At 73.3% G+C, this 16,679-nt stretch carries 10 protein-coding genes; 5 read left to right on the top strand and 5 right to left on the bottom strand.

Going from position 1 to position 16,679, the window contains the following annotated elements:
• Positions 1 to 355: 355 nt before the first annotated feature.
• A complete protein-coding gene (locus IE295_RS11460) occupies positions 356 to 904 on the bottom strand; it encodes a MarR family winged helix-turn-helix transcriptional regulator (protein WP_190063498.1) in 549 nt (182 codons plus the stop codon).
• A 100-nt stretch (positions 905 to 1,004) separates the two neighbouring features.
• On the opposite strand from IE295_RS11460, the gene IE295_RS11465 reads away from it, so the two are divergent.
• On the top strand, positions 1,005 to 2,378 hold the full coding sequence (locus IE295_RS11465; RefSeq protein WP_372479909.1) for an MFS transporter: 1,374 nt from the start codon (positions 1,005 to 1,007) through the stop codon (positions 2,376 to 2,378).
• Between the two features lie 110 nt (positions 2,379 to 2,488).
• Here the strand turns inward: IE295_RS11465 and IE295_RS11470 are convergent, their stop codons facing one another.
• A complete protein-coding gene (locus tag IE295_RS11470; protein ID WP_190063499.1) occupies positions 2,489 to 4,237 on the bottom strand; it encodes an ATP-binding SpoIIE family protein phosphatase in 1,749 nt (582 codons plus the stop codon).
• Positions 4,238 to 4,639: 402 nt separating this feature from the next.
• Positions 4,640 to 5,965, bottom strand: coding sequence for an NAD(P)/FAD-dependent oxidoreductase (locus IE295_RS11475; RefSeq protein ID WP_268255698.1), 1,326 nt, complete (start codon positions 5,963 to 5,965; stop codon positions 4,640 to 4,642).
• A 686-nt stretch (positions 5,966 to 6,651) separates the two neighbouring features.
• On the opposite strand from IE295_RS11475, the gene IE295_RS11480 reads away from it, so the two are divergent.
• Positions 6,652 to 7,410 (top strand): TetR/AcrR family transcriptional regulator, encoded by a 759-nt coding sequence (locus IE295_RS11480; protein ID WP_190063500.1) that lies wholly within the window; start codon positions 6,652 to 6,654, stop codon positions 7,408 to 7,410.
• A 268-nt stretch (positions 7,411 to 7,678) separates the two neighbouring features.
• Positions 7,679 to 9,988: a sigma-70 family RNA polymerase sigma factor gene (locus tag IE295_RS11485; protein ID WP_190063501.1), complete on the top strand. Its 2,310-nt coding sequence runs from the start codon at positions 7,679 to 7,681 to the stop codon at positions 9,986 to 9,988.
• Here the strand turns inward: IE295_RS11485 and IE295_RS11490 are convergent.
• Both IE295_RS11490 and IE295_RS11495 read right to left on the bottom strand, forming a co-directional pair.
• Positions 9,891 to 10,754: a pentapeptide repeat-containing protein gene (locus tag IE295_RS11490; protein WP_224323604.1), complete on the bottom strand. Its 864-nt coding sequence runs from the start codon at positions 10,752 to 10,754 to the stop codon at positions 9,891 to 9,893. The two genes, IE295_RS11485 and IE295_RS11490, sit on opposite strands and share 98 nt — an antisense overlap.
• A gap of 116 nt (positions 10,755 to 10,870) precedes the next feature.
• A complete protein-coding gene (locus IE295_RS11495; protein WP_190063502.1) occupies positions 10,871 to 13,024 on the bottom strand; it encodes an asparagine synthase-related protein in 2,154 nt (717 codons plus the stop codon).
• Positions 13,025 to 13,756: 732 nt separating this feature from the next.
• Here IE295_RS11495 and IE295_RS11500 point away from each other — a divergent pair.
• Together IE295_RS11500 and lhgD are read left to right on the top strand one after the other, a co-directional pair.
• Positions 13,757 to 15,235: an NsdA family TPR-like regulatory protein gene (locus IE295_RS11500; protein WP_190063503.1), complete on the top strand. Its 1,479-nt coding sequence runs from the start codon at positions 13,757 to 13,759 to the stop codon at positions 15,233 to 15,235.
• Positions 15,236 to 15,439: 204 nt separating this feature from the next.
• Positions 15,440 to 16,666, top strand: a complete 1,227-nt coding sequence (lhgD, locus tag IE295_RS11505) for an L-2-hydroxyglutarate dehydrogenase (RefSeq protein WP_224323603.1) — start codon at positions 15,440 to 15,442, stop codon at positions 16,664 to 16,666.
• The last annotated feature ends 13 nt before the right edge of the window (positions 16,667 to 16,679 follow it).

Here is a 16,679-nt window from a genome sequence, read left to right on the forward strand (position 1 = left end):
CTCTCGGGCTTTCCTCCGGGCGCTTCCCTTCGTTGTTTCCAACCTTACCAGATCCGTTTTCCGTTCCGTTTCCGGTCCGAATTCCGTTTCCGGCCCCCTGTTGGAGCGGGGTGTTTCGCGCCTTCCGGCGTGATCACTACTTTAGCGGATTTTCCCGGCGGCTCCTAATCGGAGTCCCGAGCCATCCCGTTCCGAATTCCGGGCACGCCGAAATTCATCCCGTTCAAGGGCCGTGCAAGAGGTGATCGCCGCCAGTGCGGCTCGAAGTGCTGCCGTTGAGCCGTACCGGCCCCGCGACAACTCGGAGAACACTACGGATCCAGTAGACCCGTGTCAACTCGCCTCCGACCGGGCCTCAGTCGAGGTCCGTGAGGCGTCCGCCGGCGTCCGGCTGGGCCTCTTCCACTCGGCGGAGCAGCCGGGTCAGCATCGCGCCGAGCTGGGCGCGCTCGTCGCCGGAGAGGTCCTGGAGCAGCTCCTCCTCGAAGACTGTGGCCATCCGGAGACCCTCGAGCCACTTGGCTCGCCCCTCCTCTGTAATGCCCACGATGACGCGCACGCGGTTGCTCTCGTCGCGCTCGCGCGTGACGAGGCCCTCCGCGACCATGCGGTCGATGCGGTGGGTCATGGCGGCCGGGGTGAGGCCGAGGCGCCTGGCGAGGTCGCCCGGGCCGAGGCGGTAGGGCTCGCCGGCGAGGACGAGGGCCTTGAGGACCTCCCACTCCGCGTTGCTGATGCCCAGCTCGGCGGTCTGGCGGCCGTACGCGACGTTCATGCGCCGGTTGAGGCGGCTGAGGGCGGAGACCACTCGCTCCACCTGGGGATCGAGGCCCTGGAACTCGCGCTGGTAAGCGGCGATCTGCTCTTCGAGGCTCGGCTCGGCGGGCCCGTGGGTGTCAGCCATGAGCGGCAGTATGGCAGAAACCATTCGACATAAAGACCTTCGCCATGTACTGTTTAGCTTCGAAGTTTAGGTCTGAAGTCTTCAAGTTCGAGGGGTGAGTGTGACCACCGCGATGGGCGCGGCACTGCGCCGGATCCAGTTGGGCAACGCGTTGAGCGCGTTCGGCAACGGCTTCACGGTTCCGTATCTCTACGTCTATGTGGCGAAGGTGCGGGGCCTGGGAGCGGGGACAGCAGGTCTGACGCTGTTCACGCTCGCCGTCGCAGCGCTGATCGTGCTGCCCTTCACCGGTCGGGCGATCGACCGGCGGGGTCCGCTGCCCGTGGCCATCGTGGGTACGGTCTCGGCGGCGATCGGTTCGCTGGGGATGGGGCTGTCCGGCAGCACGCCGCTGGTGATCGCCTCCGCCGCCGCGCTCGGTGCGGGTATAGCGGTGATTCAGCCGGCGCTCGCGACGATGATCGTGTGGTGCTCGACGCCGCTGACCCGCTCGCGCTCGTTCGCCACGCAGTTCTTCCTCAACAACCTGGGCCTCGGCGTCGGTGGGCTCATCGGCGGGCTCATGGTCGACGAGAACGCCGCGTCGAGCTTCATCCGGCTGTTCGGGATCGAGTCGGTGATGTTCCTGGTGCTGGGCGCGACCGTGGCGACCGTACGGCTGCCCGCCGCTCCCAAGGTCGAGGACGCGATGCCGACCGGCGCGCGGCCCGAGGGTGCGTGGCGCGCCCTGCTGCGGGATCGCTCGATGGTGTGGCTGTGCGCGCTGGGCTTCGTGATGTTCTTCGCCTGCTACGGACAGTTCGAGGCGGGTCTGGCGGCGTACGCCACCGAGGTCACCCGGGTCTCCCCCGCCACGCTGGGCATCGCGCTGTTCGCCAACACGGCCGCCATCGTGGTGACGCAGTTCGTCGTCCTGAAGCTGGTGGAGCGGCGTCGGCGCAGCCGGGTCATGGCGCTGGTCGGGCTGATCTGGACCGTGGCATGGGTCGCGGCGGCGCTGTCCGGCCTGGTGCACGGTGCCCAGGCGGTGGCGACGGGGCTGCTGATCTCCACGTACGTACTGTTCGGCGTCGGCGAGTCGATGCTGTCCCCGACCGTGGCACCGCTGGTGGCCGACCTGGCGCCGGCGTCGCTGATCGGTCAGTACAACTCGGCTTTTGCTCTGGTGAAGCAGCTGGCGATGGCCTCGGGGCCGCTGCTGGGCGCGCTGCTGGTGGGGCTCGGCCTGCACGTCGCGTACGTGTCGCTGCTGATCATGTTCTCGCTCGGCATCACCGTTCTGGCGCTGCGTCTGGGCCGTCGGCTCACCGCCGCGCAGGACAACCCGTTCGTCGCCCGGACCCGGCGGGCGGAGGCTCTGGCCACTGCCGGATCGGTGGAATCGGTGGAATCTGCAGAGCCGGTCGAGTCGGCGGAATCGGTTGAGTCGGTTGAGTCGGTTGAGTCGGCCGATCGCGTGGCCGTAGCCGCCTGATCCTTATCTGCATCTACATCTGCACGTCTACATCTGCGCACTGATGCGCGAGGCGCGAGCGCCGGGGGCGGGAAGTCGTTACTTCCCGCCCCCGGCGCTTTCGTCTGTCGTCAGACGTGCCCCGCCGGCAATGCGAACTCGCACCACACCGCCTTTCCGCCGCCCGGTGTGCGGCGGGAGCCCCAGGACGAGGCGATCGTGGCGATGATCGAGATGCCGCGTCCGGCCTCGTCGGCGGGTTCGGCGCGGCGGCGGCGCGGGAGGTGGTCGTCGCCGTCGGTGACCTCGATGATCAGGCGGCGGTCGGTGCGGCGCAGGCGGAGGCGCATGGGGGGCGTGCCGTGCTGGAGGGAGTTGGCGACGAGCTCGCTCGCCGCCAGGACGCCCAGGTCGCGGAGGTCGGTGGGGAAGCGCCAGCTGGCCAGGACGCCGGAGGCGAACGCGCGGGCGCGGGGGGCGGCCTCGACGCCGCCGAGGAGCTCGAGTGCGGCGTTGTGGAAGAGCTCGGCGTCGTGGCCCGTGCGGGCGGGGTGCTGGAGCACGAGGACGGCGACGTCGTCGTCGTGTTCCTGGGTGACGCCGAGGGCGCGGATGAGGCGGTCGCACATGACCTGGGGGGAGCCGGTGGCTCCGGCGAAGGCGCGTTCGAGGGCGGCGACGCCTTCGTCGATGTCCTCGTTGCGGCGCTCGACGAGTCCGTCCGTATAGAGGACGGCGCTGGAGCCGGGGCACAGGGGCACCGTGCCGGAGGTGTGCAGCCAGCCGCCCGTGCCGAGCGGGGGGCCGGTGGGTTCCGCGGCGCGGCGGACGGTGCCGTCGGGGTCGCGGACGAGGATGGGCAGGTGGCCGGCGGAGGCGTAGACGAGCCGTCCCTCGTTGGGGTCGTGGACGGCGTAGACGCAGGTGGCGATCTGTGTGGCGTCGATTTCGGCGGCGAGGCCGTCGAGGAGCTGCAGGACCTCGTGGGGCGGGAGGTCGAGGCGCGCGTAGGCCCGTACGGCCGTGCGCAGCTGGCCCATGACGGCTGCGGCGCGCACGCCGCGGCCCATGACGTCGCCGATGACGAGGGCCGTGCGGCCGGCGCCGAGGGTGATGACGTCGTACCAGTCACCGCCTACGGCGGTGTCCTTGCCGCCTGGCTGGTAGGTGGCGGCGACGCGGAGGTCGTCGGGCTGTTCGAGTTCCTGGGGCAGCAGGCTGCGCTGGAGGGTGACGGCCGCCTCGCGCTGGCGGCGTTCGCTGGCGCGGAGGCGTTCCGCCGCTTCGACCTGGTCGGTGACGTCGGCGGCGAAGACGAGGACGCCGGGCTGGGTGTCGTCGCCCTCTCCCACCGCGATCGGGGAGCAGGTGAAGGTGTAGTAGCCGTGCCGGGGGCGGGGGCCGCGGTCGGCGGCGGCCGGCTGGGCGGTGGTCCCGGCCGGTGGGGCGGGGACGGACACGCGGCGGGACTTGACGGTGCGGGGCTTGCCGCTGCGCAGGACCTGGTCCATGAGGGGGAGCAGGCCGAGTTCCTCGAGCTCGGGGAGGGTGTCGCGGGCGCGGGCGCCGGTGGCGCGGGGGCCGAAGAGGGCGGCGTAGGCGTCGTTGACGTAGGCGATGCGGTGGTCGGGGCCGTAGACGACGGTGGCGAGGGCGGGGACCTTGCCGAGGATGTCGTGGACGGAGAGGCCGTCGAGGGTGGGGGCGGGCTCGGCGTCCTTGGCCGGGGCGGCCTCGGCCCGGGCGGCGGGCACGGATCCGGCGCCGGCGGCGGTGGCCGCGGCGGAGGCCTGCGGGGCCGCGGCGGGTGTGCGGTCGGCGCGCGCCGCTGCTCGGCGCTGTGTGCCGGGGAGCCGGGCGCTCCAGCGGGTGAAGTTCACTGAGGATTACCTCGCGGAGTCGTTCCGGATCAGCTCGGCGACGCGGAATGCCACGTGGGGTGCCGCGTGGAGTGCCCCAAGGGATGCCGCGTGGTGTGCCACGCGGGGCACGTGGGGTGGCTCAGCCGCGGGCCCGGTACGGGGCCGCGGCCGGCGGTGCGGGGGCCGCGGTGCGCGCTGCCGGGACCGCGGTCGGCGGTGCGGGGAACGACCCCCGAGGGAATGCAGCAAACGTCCGGATCCTCATGATTGTTACTCTTCGCAGATACCAGCCCACCCATGGTCACACGACCAGTGTGGCCGACAGGACTGACATCCGTCAGGCGCCGTGTCGGGTGAACGCGCCGCGTGTTCCGGTCCCCGCCCGCGACCTGCTGCGACGTGCCGCCGCCCCGCGCTGCTTCAACTCGCTTCCGGGTGACGGCCCGTGCCGGCGGCCAGTTCGAATTCGGCCCGGGGGTTCTCCAGCGAGCCGAGCGAGACGATCTCACGTTTGAAGAGCCCCGCGAGGGTCCATTCGGCGAGGACGCGCATCTTGCGGTTGAAGGTCGGGACCCGGCTGAGGTGGTAGGCGCGGTGCATGAACCATGCGGGGTAGCCCTTGAGCTTCTTCCCGTACACATGGGCGACGCCTTTGTGGAGGCCGAGTGAGGCGACCGATCCGACGTACTTGTGGCGGTAGTCCTTGAGCTCCTTGCCGCGCAGCGACGCGAGGACGTTCTCGGCGAGGACCTTGGCCTGGCGCACGGCGTGCTGGGCGTTGGGGGCGCACACCGTGCCGCCGTTCTCGGCCGTGAGGTCCGGGACGGACGCGGCGTCGCCCGCCGCCCACGCGTGCTCGACGCCCTCGATCCGGAGGTCCGCGGTGCACTTGAGCCGGCCGCGCTCGTCGAGCGGGAGGTCGGTGGCGGCGAGGATCGGGTGCGGCTTGACGCCGGCCGTCCACACGAGCGTGCGCGTGGGGAAGCGCGACCCGTCGCTGAGGACGGCCACGCGGTTCTCGCAGGAGTCCAGCCGGGTGTCGAGGCGTACGTCGATGTTGCGGCCGCGCAGCTCGCGAACGGCGTACTGGCCCATGTCCTCGCCGACCTCGGGGAGGATGCGGCCGGTGGCCTCGACCAGGATGAACTTCAGATCGTCGGGCTCGATGTTGTGGTAGTAGCGCGTGGCGTAGCGGGCCATGTCCTCCAGCTCGCCGAGCGCTTCGACGCCCGCGTAGCCGCCGCCGACGAACACGAAGGTCAGGGCCGCGTCGCGCACCTCGGGGTCGCGGGTGGAGGAGGCGATGTCCATCTGTTCGAGGACGTGGTTGCGCAGGCCGATGGCCTCCTCGACCGTCTTGAAGCCGATGCCGTAGTCGGCGAGGCCCGGGATGGGGAGGGTGCGGGAGATGGAGCCGGGGGCCAGGACCAGTTCGTCGTAGTGGACGTCGATGGGGCCGGTGCCCTCGTCCTCGGTGGCGAGGGTCTTGACGCTGGCCGTGCGCTTGGAATGGTCGATGGCGAGCGCCTCACCGGTGACGACCTGGCACTCGCCGAGGGCCCGGCGCAGCGGGACGACGACGTGGCGGGGAGAGATGGAGCCGGCGGCGGCCTCGGGGAGGAACGGCTGGTACGTCATGTACGGCTCGGGGTCGATGACCAGGATCTCCGCCTCGCCGCGCCTGAGCTTCCGCTGGAGGTGCAGGGCGGTGTACATCCCGACGTAGCCGCCGCCGATGACGAGGATGCGCGTGGGGGTCGCGGCGGGCTGCTTCGCGTTTTCTGCCTGCTGCGTGGGCTCGGCCGGCTGGGTGGGCTCGGCCTGGGCTTGGGCCCGCTGCGTGGGCTGGGCCTGAGCCTGATCCTGCTGTGTGGGCTGGACCTGCGCTTTCCGCTCTTCCGGCGCTGTGTCCTCTTCCGGCGCTGACTGCTCTGCTGCCTCCGTGTGCCTCTCGTGCCCTGCCTGCCCCTCCCGCGCCGGTTCGTTCACCAAGGCCTCTTCCTCCTCGCGTCGTCGCGTCGTCCTCGGCAGTTGTCGGCTGTACTCGGCTCTACTCGGGTACCCGTCGTGCTCGCTCGTACTCGGTCGTTCTCGCGTTGTGGCACAACTCCTCCTCATGACGCATCGACGTCGGTGGTTTGTCCACAGGACTCGCGAAATGTATGACCGGTGCCGGAGCAGATCCGTCCGTCTCGAGAAAGCCGCTCTGCGGGGAAGGCTCGCAGGTCAGGGGGGATGCGGCGGGGTGGTGCGGTGGTGCAGAATCAAGGGGGAGCAGGTCCGTACTCCAATCGGGGGCGGCCTGTGCGGAGCTACCCCCTTCTTTCTTGACCTGGGCTCAACTATGTTCGTACTCCGTCGGGGTGTCGAGACGTGCCCCGGCAGTCAGGGCGGGGAGTCTCCGGGGGGAGACGTCATAACCGGGGGAACGTATGCACATTCAGGGCTCTCATTGGTCTGCTGCTGTCGCGACGGCTGACGGCACCGGTGGCCGTAATACGCCGTTGCGCGTGGACGCACAGCGCAATCTGGAACATGTGCTGCGGGCGGCTCGCGAGGTCTTCGGCGAGCTGGGGTACGGAGCGCCGATGGAGGACGTGGCGCGCCGGGCCCGGGTCGGAGTGGGGACGGTCTACCGCCGGTTCCCGAGCAAGGACGTGCTGGTCCGGCGCATAGCCGAGGAGGAGACGGCCCGGCTCACCGAGCAGGCGCGGACGGCGCTGGGGCAGGAGGACGAGCCGTGGTCGGCGCTGTCCCGGTTCCTGCGCACTTCGGTGGCGTCCGGCGCGGGCCGGCTGCTGCCGCCGCAGGTCCTGCGGGTCGGCGTCGACGTGGAGTCCGAGGAGCAGCGGCTGCAGGCGGCTGTGCCGGACCGGGCTCGGGTGCCGCAGCAGCGGCAGCCGGGCGTCGGCGGTGGTCAGCTGCACGAGCTGCGGCTGGTCGAGCAGCGGCCGACGGCGGTCGACGACCGGGACGACGCGGGTGCCGCGGCGCTGCTGGAGGTCGTGGGCCGGCTGGTCGAGCGGGCGCGGGCGGCCGGTGAGCTGCGTGCCGACGTGACGGTCGCCGATGTGCTGCTCGTGATAGCGACGGCGGCCCCGTCGCTGCCGGACGCGGCGCAGCAGGCGGCGGCGTCCTCGCGGCTGCTGGACATCCTGCTGGAAGGCCTCCGTTCGCGGCCGGCGCAGTAATCACGGCCCCTATGGGCCACATTCGTTCAGCGCAGTCATCACAACCGCAGTCATCACAGTCGGCGCGGAGCTTCCGTGGGCCTCTTCCAGAGGACCCACGGAAGGGCTGGAGTTCGACAATCCTCATCTGTTCGAGTGACATGCCGTGCTCGAGCGCGCGAACAGAACCCGGATGAGTGGTTGCCGTTCGCGAAGTGACTGTGGGGCGCTCCCGTGTGCGACGCTCCTCGGTATTCGTGTGTGACGGCGTGTACGGGGAGCATCCGCTATGGGTGTTGACGGGCAAGAAGAGCCGCGCAGGAGCGAGGAGTCGGACGACCCACCGGCGCCGCACCAGGTGCCCGGCCAGGGTGGTCCGTTCGCTTCCGCCTCCTTGGACCTGTGGAGCGACGGCCCCGATCCCGGGGTCCCGCCCCAGCGGACGCCTGCACGGTCGGGGCTTCCAGCCCTTCCCGCCCGGACAGGTCGCGATCCTGGTGATCCTGATACCGGTCCCGGTGCCAGTGCTGATGCCCGTGCTGATACCGGCAGCGACGCCGGTACGGGCACCGATCGCGCCGCGCGGCCCGATGACGCCGGTGTGCGCGACGACGCGGAGGGGCCTCCGTCCGACCTCGAGCTGGTCGCCCAGCTGCGTGGCGGCGGCGAGAACAGTGAGGCGTACGAGGAGCTGTACCGACGGCATGCGGATGCCGTCCGCCGGTACGCCCGTAGTTGCTGCCGCGACGACCACACCGCCGAGGACCTCACCAACGAGGTCTTCACCAGCACCCTGCAGGCGGTGCGCGGCGGTTCGGGGCCTGACTCGGCGGTACGGGCGTACCTGCTGACGACCGTGCGGAGGGTCGCGGCGGCCTGGGCGAGGACGGCCAAGCGCGAGCAGCTGGTCGAGGACTTCGCGGTGTTCGCCACGTCGGCGGCGTCCTCGTCGGTGGCGGCCGACGAGGACACGCTCAACCTGGGCGCGGACGTGCGGGCCATGCAGGAGGCCGAGGAGTCCCTGGCCGTTCAGGCCTTCCGGAGCCTGCCCGAGCGATGGCAGACGGTGTTGTGGCACACGACGGTGGAGGAGGAGTCGCCCAGCGATGTCGCACCGCTGCTCGGGCTGAGCGCCAATGCGACGGCCGTGCTGGCCCACCGTGCTCGGGAGGGGCTGAAGCAGGCTTACCTGCAGGCGCATGTGAATACGCAGCTGACGGCGGGCGGCGACTGCGCGCAGTACGCCGACCGGCTCGGCGCGTACGCGCGGGGCAGGCTGCGGACGCGCGCCGAGCGGGGGATGCGCCGGCATCTCGAGGAGTGCGCGAAGTGCCGTACGGCGGCGCTGGAGGTCGCGGACGTCAACGAGCGGCTGCGCGCGCTGCTGCCGGTCGCGGTCGTCGGCTGGTTCGCCGCCGGCTGGTCGGTCAAGGCCGTCGCGGGGCTCGCGGCGGGTGCGGCGGGCGTGGCGGGGGCTGGTGCGGCGGCCGGGGCTGCCGGTGCGGGCGCTGCCGCGAGTGGTGCCGGGGCAGCTGGTGTGGCTAGCGGGGCCGGGGCGGCTTCCGCCGGGGCGGGCTCCGGTGCCGGGACCGGTGCCGCTTCCGGGGCGGGCGCCGCATCCGGGACTGGTGCCGGGGCCGGGGCCGGCGGTGGCTCCGGGGCCGTGGTGGGTGAGGGGCTGGGGTTGCCCGTGAAGGTGGCCCTGGGGGCGGGGGTGCTGGCCGCCACGGGGGCCATCATCGCGTACGCCGTCGCCGGGCACTCCCCCGCGCCGCCGGACAGATCGCAGGCGAGAACCACGGCGGCTCCGGTCGTACCGGCGCCGCCGCACAAGCCGGGGCCACGGCCGAGCCTGACGGCCTCGCCCGCGCCCAGTGCGCCTCCCGCGCTGGTGGCGAGGTCCGCCCCGAAGCCGTCCGCGTCGCCGTCACCGTCGGCTCCCGCCACCCCCTCCGCTGCCGCCTCTCCCACACCACCCGCCTCGCCCGCGCCCGAGCCGTCGCCGAGCCCGCCGAAGGCGAAACCGTCCAGGCCGGTCCCGCCCCACCGGCCCACGCCCGTTCCTCCGCCCCCGCCCGCTCCCCCGCACGTCTACGCGCTCAACAAGCTGCAGTACAGCGGCATCGGCGACGGCGGCGAGCCGGAGGTGCGGCTGGGCGGGAGCTGGCTGTGGCAGCGGTACGGGCTGCGGGTGGGCGGTACGACGTACCGCGACGGGGCGAGCGTCCACGCGTCGTCGTCGGTGACGATCGAACTGAACCGTTCCTGCACGTCCTACGACGCGCTGGTGGGCGTGGACGACATGACCCTGGGCCTGGGCGCCGTCACCTTCTCCGTCTACGCGGACGGCGCCCGCCTGTGGAGCTCGGGCCTGGTGCGGGGCGGCGGTCCGGCCGTCCCCGTGCACGCGCCCCTGGCGGGCCACAGGACGCTGCGCCTGGTCGTCGAGCCGAGGTCCGCGGCGGATCGCGTCGCGGTCGCGGACTGGGCCGACGCGCGGATCAGCTGTGGGCCGCGGCAGTCGCCGACGGCGTCCAGTGCGGGGGACGGGTCAGCGCGGGCGGCAGCTTGGTGGCGGCATCGCCCCTGGCCGCGTTGACCTGGGGCTGGGTGAGGAAGATGCTCCCGGTCAGGTCGGCGCCCGAGAGGTCGGCGTCGCGGAAGTCGGCGCCGATGAGGTCGGCCATCCTCAGGTCCGCGCCCGAGAGGTCGGCGGCGATGAGGTAGGCGCCGCGCAGGTTGGCGCCCCTGAGGTCGGCCCGCTTGAGCCGGGCGCCCATGAGGTCGGCGCCCCGGTGGTTCTTCGTCTTGCGCCCGGCCTTGGCCCGGACGAGTTCGCTCGTACGCAGCAGCAGGACGTTGACCTTCTGCCGGTGGGCCGGCACGTCGACCTCCAGGAGGGAGGTGGAGTCGCGGCGGGTGAGGCCTTCGGTCTCGTCGAGGAGGCGGCGCAGGTCGGCGTGGACGGGGCGGGCGGCGGGGAGGGTGAGCGCCTCGTTCAGGTACCAGAGCAGCTCGTGGAGCTGCCGCACGACCGGGAACACGTCGAACATCTGCTGAGCGGTGTCCGGGGCCTGCCGCCAGTCCTGTCCGCCGAAGGTGACCTGGGAGACCTTCTGGCCGGCGCCGAAGCAGTCGTAGACGGTGCAGCCGGGGAAGCCCTGCTTCCTGAGGCGGGTGTGGATGCCGCAGCGGAAGTCCGTCTGCAGGTTGGTGCACGGCTTTCCGGCGGCCTTGTTGACCGCGAAGTCCGCCGAGGCGGCGAACGGCAGGGCGACGCAGCACAGCCCGAAGCAGCTCTCGCAGTCTCCGCGCAGGGCGAGACCGCCCTCACCGGTCTCCGCGCCTTCGGGTATTCCTGCCACCGTGCCCACCGTGGTTCCTTTTGCCTGGTCGGGGCCCGAGTAGAGCCCGGCGCGCTCGCGCCCGTCCAGTCATTTTACGGAGTGCGTGCCGCGCGGCCGGACCCTCGCGGGCTCCCTCACGGGCCGGGCCGGGGCGCCACGCCGCCCACGACCGACCGTCTGGCGGGCTCGGCCGTGCCCGTCCAGCAGGTGCCGCGCCGGGCGAGGAGGCGGCGCAGCCAGACCTCAGTGGAGACGATTTCCGCGAGCCCGTCGAGCGGCAGCGGCTCTCCGGCGGCCGCGGCGCGCAGCGCGTCCCGGACGACCGCGGCCTCGATCAGGCCCGCGTCGGCCAGCAGGGGCGCCTCGAAGAGGTCCAGGAGCGGGCCGGCGGCCGCGCCGAGCCCGGCCCGGAGCGCTGCCGCGTGCGAGGCGTGGGACGTCGCTCCCCAGCCGGGCGGCAGGTCGCGGATGCCGGCTCCGGCCAGGGCGGCGCGCAATACGGATGCGCGCGCCCCGGGGCGTACCCGGAGCGCCTCGGGGAGTGCGCGGCAGGCGCGTACGACCTGGTTGTCGAGAAAGGGGGCGTGCAGTCGCTGGCCGCGCACCTCCGCAGCCTGTTCGAAGACGCGGTGGTCGGCGGCGTGGCGGCTGAGTGCGGCGGCGGCGCGGCGTTCGCCGGGGCGCTGGTGCTGGCCCGCCGGGCGGACGGCCGCGCGCTGGAGGCGAACCGATACTTCAGCGAGGGCCTCGCCCGTGAGCCAGCGCGCGGCGGGCCCCGGCCGACTCCAGGCGAGCGCCGCGAGCGAGGCGTCCACCGCTCCCGCCCCGGCCGTGCGGAATCCGGGCGCCAGCAGCCGTGCCGCGGCCTCCTCCACCCCCTCCCGGTAGGTCGTACGGGCCAGCCGGCGCGCCGCCCGGTAGACGGTGAACGGGACGAACAGCGAGTGCGTCGACGGGCCGTCCACGCGGGCCAGCGCCGAGACGGGCCGCAGCAGGTGGCGGCGCCGACGGTCCATCAGCAGGTCGGCCAGGCGGGCCGGGTGGGCGTCCAGGACCTGGCGGGCGCCGTGTCCGACGAAGTGGTCGGCGCTGCCGGCGGACAGCCGCCGCAGGTGCCGTCCGGCGGTGGCGAGGGCGGGGCCGGGTTCGTCGGTCAGCGGGCCGCCGCCCAGGCCGGCGTACGGCAGTGCCTCCGCTCCGGCCGCGACGATCACGTGCCTCAGGCGGGGGTCGGCGGCGATGGCGCGGGCGCGTTCCAGCTCGGACTCACGGGCCGGGCCGCCGCCGGCCGCGAGGTCGTTGAAGGTGACGGCGAGCAGCCGTTCTCCGGCTCCCGTGCCGGGCCCGGGCCGCCCGTGGGGCGGGCCGGGCATGCCCGGCAGCCCGGCGGCCAGCAGCGCCAGCGTGCTGGAGGCGACGCCTCCGGAGAGGTCGGCGCCGATGCCGGGCGCGGGGGCGGCGCCGAATGCCTCGCGTCGCCGGTGTGCGCCCGCGGCTGCGGCGGGGCCGGGAGTGCGGCGACCTTGTCCGTCGGGGTCCGCTGCGCCAAAGTCCGCCGCGTCGTGGGCCGTGGCGTGGCGGGGTGCGGCGAGGCGGGCGCGTACCGCCTCGACCAGCGCGTCCCGTACGCCCTCGATCGCCTGGCGCACGTCGAGTTGGGGCGCGGCGACGGCGAGGGAGGCGGTGGGCTCGTAGCCGGTGATGTCGCGGGCGCCGTCGCGCAGGACCAGCGCGTGGCCGGGCGGGACGCGCCGTACGCCGAGGTAGGGGGTGCCGTCGCCCAGGGCTTCCGGCGAGTCGGGGCAGGCGAGCAGGGCCGCGAGGTGGCCGATGTCGAGCTGGGCCTCGACGAGGTCGGCCAGGGGCAGCGCGGCCGTGGCGTAGGCGGTGCCGCCGGAGAAGGCGGTGTGGAAGACGGGCCGGGCGCCCGCCAAGTCGCCGGCGACGGTCACGCGCCGGCCGACCTGGGTGACGGCGGTGTAGCTGCCCGGCCAGGCGGTGAGGTGGCGCAGCGCGCCGCCGCGGGCGGCGAACAGTGCGGTGCGCAGCGTCTCGTCGCTCGCGCCGCAGCGGCCGAGGACGGCGATGCGGGTGGCATGATCGGCCCGGACGACGCGGATCTCGTCGGGGCGCCAGTCGCCGACCGCCCACAGGGGGGCGGGGCCGCCCCACAGGAGCCGGGCGCCGACGGGACGGACGGCGGGACCGCCCGGCCCGGCGGGCTCGCCCGAACCGGAGCCCGGGCCGGTTCCGGCGGCGGTGCAGCTCCAGCCCACCAACCAGCGCATCGCCGCCTCCACAGGCTGTGGACAACCAACAGGTAGCAGTCATCATGCACAGCGATACGGCGGTTGCGACATCCGGCGTGCAACACATTGATTGCGGGGGCGTGTCGGGCGGCGGGCGCCTCCAACTCACCTCGCAACGAGGGCGGGTGGCGGCCGGTGTGGTCGCAGGCTGCTGAGGGCGGCCGGATCCGGCCAAATTCGATTCGTCCGCACGGCAGGGGTTGAATCGGGGCCTTTCGCCAACTGTCGTAGCCCCTCGGCGCACTGACCGCACCACCCGGAGCGCCCGCCGGCGGGCCCGCGCGGGCGCCACCGGAGCGCGGTGCGCCGCCGGCGTCGGCCGGGCCGCCCCCGGGCGGATTCCGGGCGGCCTTCCGCTTCCGTCGGCGCGGCCTGCGGCGTCACAGTCCGGGAGGCGCGAGCCACCTCCCGGACCGTTCCGCCGCCCGCGGGGAATGAGGCGGCGGCTTCCCCCAGCCCACTGAATCCAGTGCAGCGGGCCAACCCACGCTCCTCCATGGAACCTCCGTCCGCGTTGGCGCGGACAGAGCGCACGATGGGCGCACGGCCACACACAACCGGAGCACGTGCCCCTCGATGCACGCACATACGGACCAGAATCTCGCCATCCGGGACATCGCCTCTTAACGGTCGGGATGCGGCGAACTACGCTGGGTTTACGAATGCCTCCTGCCTATGCCGGGGCGGGCGTCGTGTCGTCGAGGGGTGCGCATGTCCAGGGAGCCACGCGGGCCGAATGAGAAGCTGGGCACTGTCCTCGCCCTCGCAGGGATCAGCAACGCCGGTCTCGCGCGCAGGGTCAACGACCTCGGTGCGCAGCGCGGACTGACCCTCCGCTACGACAAGACCTCGGTCGCCCGGTGGGTGTCCAAGGGCATGGTCCCCCAGGGCGCGGCCCCTCATCTGATCGCCGCGGCGATAGCGGCCAAGCTCGGCCGGCCCGTTCCGCTGCACGAGATCGGGCTCGCGGACGCGGACCCGGCGCCGGAGGTGGGGCTTTCCTTTCCGCGCGATGTCGGCCAGGCCGTGCGCTCCGCGACCGAGCTGTACCGGCTTGATCTCGCCGGTCGGCGCGGTGGCGGGGGCATCTGGCAGAGCCTGGCCGGATCCTTTTCCGTCAGCGCCTACTCGACCCCCGCCTCGCGCTGGCTCATAACGCCCGCCGACAGCTCGGTGGCGCGCGAGCCGCAGCAGGCGGCCCGGGAGGCCGAGACCATCCGGGCGGCCGGCGCGGGCGGCGCCCACGGCGGCGGACCGGACTCCGGTTTAGCGCAGCGCGTCGGCCACAGCGACGTGACCAAGCTGCGGGAGGCCGCCGACGACGCCCGCCGCTGGGACTCCAAATACGGTGGCGGCGACTGGCGTTCGTCGATGGTCCCCGAGTGCCTGCGCGTCGACGCGGCGCCCCTGCTGCTGGGTTCGTACAGCGACGACGTGGGGCGCGCGCTGTTCGGCGCGACGGCCGAACTGACCCGGCTGGCCGGCTGGATGGCCTTCGACACCGGCCAGCAGGAGGCGGCCCAGCGCTACTACATCCAGGCGCTGCGGCTGGCCCGCGCGGCGGCGGACGTTCCCCTGGGCGGGTACGTCCTGGCGTCGATGAGCCTGCAGGCCACCTACCGCGGCTACGGCGACGAGGGCGTGGACCTCGCGCAGGCGGCCCTCGAGCGCAACCGCGGCCTGGCCACCGCCCGCACGATGAGCTTCTTCCGGCTGGTCGAGGCGCGCGCCCAGGCGAAGGCGGGCGACGCGCCGGCCTGCGGCGCCGCGCTCAAGGCCGCCGAGGGCTGGCTGGAGCGGGCGCGGCCGGGCGACGCCGACCCGTCCTGGCTGGACTTCTACTCCCCGGAGCGGTTCGCCGCCGACGCCGCGGAGTGCTACCGCGACCTGCGGATGCCGCGGCAGGTGCAGCGCTTCACGGAGCAGGCGCTGGCCCGTCCGACGGAGGAGTTCGTACGCTCGCACGGCCTGCGGCTGGTGGTCTCGGCGGTCGCCGAGCTGGAGTCGGGGAACCTGGACGCGGCATGCGCGGCGGGCGCGCGGGCGGTGGAGGTCGCCGGACGGATCTCCTCGGCGCGTACGACCGAGTACGTACGCGATCTGCTGCACCGGCTGGAACCGTACGGCAACGAGCCCCGGGTGGCGGAGCTGCGCGAGCGGGCCCGGCCGCTGCTGTTCGCTCCGGCATAGGGATGCGGGGGTGGCGACCGTTCGGCTCGGCGATTCAGCTCAGAGGCCGGCTCATGTCGGCTCAGCGCCTGGCTCACCGACCGGTTGTCCATGAATGATCTTTAGAGTTCCCATCAGGCGCGTCGATGTCAGTGGTACAGGTCATCATGGGTGCGTGGGTGAGGCGCTGAGGGGCATGCGCGGCGGCGAGCGCGGGGAGGTGACGTGAGGGTGGCGTACGACTGCGACGTGCTGGTGATCGGCGGCGGGATCGTGGGCCTGTCGACGGCCTACGCGATCACACGCGCCGCGCCGGGCACGCGCGTGGTGGTGCTGGAGAAGGAGAGCGGCCCGGCCCGCCACCAGACCGGGCGGAACAGCGGTGTGATCCACAGCGGGATCTATTACCGCCCCGGTTCCTTCAAAGCTCGCTTCGCGGTGCGGGGCGCGGCGGAGATGGTCGAGTTCTGCGCCGAGCACGACCTGCCGCACGCGGTGACGGGCAAGCTGATCGTCGCCACCGAGCGGGCCGAGCTGCCGCGGCTGCACGCCCTGGTCCAGCGCGGCCGGGAGAACGGCATCCCGGTGCGGGAGCTGGGCCCCGCGCAGATAACGGAGTACGAACCGGCGGTGCGGGGGCTCGCCGCCATCCACGTCGGCACGACGGGCGTGTGCGACTACGGCGCCGTGGCGCGGCGGCTGGCGCGCCTGGCGGAGGACGCCGGCAGCTCGGTGCGCTACGGGGCGGAGGTGCGCACCGTGGGGCGGCGGGGCGCGGTCGTCGCGGTGCGCACGGCACGCGGCGAGGTGCTGCGGGCCCGGGCGCTGGTCAACTGCGCGGGGCTGCACAGCGACCGGATCGCCCGGCTGGCGGGCGACGACCCGGGCATGCGCATCGTCCCCTTCCGGGGTGAGTACTTCGAGCTGGCCGCCGACCGTACGGACCTGGTGCGCGGCCTCGTCTACCCGGTGCCCGACCCCGCGTTCCCCTTCCTGGGCGTCCACCTCACCCGGGGCATCGACGGCACGGTGCACGTGGGGCCGAACGCGGTGCCGGCGCTGGCGCGCGAGGGGTACGACTGGGGGACGGTGCGGCCCGGCGAGCTGGCCGGGACGGTGACGTATCCGGGGGCGTGGCGGATAGCCCGGCGCCACTGGCGGTACGGGGCGGGCGAGGTGCGGCGCTCGCTGTCCAGGACCGCCTTCACGACGGCGGTGCGGCGGCTGCTGCCGGAGGTGCGGGCGGAGGACCTCATACCGGCGCCTTCGGGCGTACGGGCGCAGGCGGTGCTGCGCGACGGGACGCTGGTCGACGACTTCCTCTTCGCCGAGTCCCCCGGGATGGTGCACGTCCTCAACGCCCCCTCGCCCGCGGCGACGGCGTCGCTGCCGATCGGGCGGGAGGTGGCGCGGAGGGTGCTGGCGGGGCTGGAGAAAGGGCTTAGGGCGTAGGGGGCGGTGTGGG

The sequence above is a fragment of the Streptomyces griseocarneus genome (assembly GCF_014655595.1).
In the GTDB taxonomy this organism is placed as follows: Bacteria; Actinomycetota; Actinomycetes; order Streptomycetales; family Streptomycetaceae; genus Streptomyces; species Streptomyces griseocarneus.